Source organism: Nocardioides abyssi (assembly GCF_030412915.1).
GTDB classification, from domain to species: domain Bacteria; phylum Actinomycetota; class Actinomycetes; order Propionibacteriales; family Nocardioidaceae; genus Nocardioides; species Nocardioides abyssi.
Map to the genome: position 1 here is coordinate 1 of NZ_JAUHJR010000085.1, position 320 is coordinate 320.

Annotated in this window: 1 rRNA gene; it reads left to right on the forward strand. The window is 53.8% G+C overall.

The window, feature by feature from the left end:
- Window positions 1-320, forward strand: a 16S ribosomal RNA gene (locus QWY29_RS20005); the annotation flags it as partial.

Sequence of the window (320 nt, forward strand, 5' to 3'; positions counted from 1 at the left end):
AAGAGGGACGGCCGGGGGCATTCGTATTGCGCCGCTAGAGGTGAAATTCTTGGACCGGCGCAAGACGGACCAGAGCGAAAGCATTTGCCAAGAATGTTTTCATTAATCAAGAACGAAAGTTGGGGGCTCGAAGACGATCAGATACCGTCCTAGTCTCAACCATAAACGATGCCGACCAGGGATCGGCGGATGTTGCTTATAGGACTCCGCCGGCACCTTATGAGAAATCAAAGTCTTTGGGTTCCGGGGGGAGTATGGTCGCAAGGCTGAAACTTAAAGGAATTGACGGAAGGGCACCACCAGGCGTGGAGCCTGCGGCT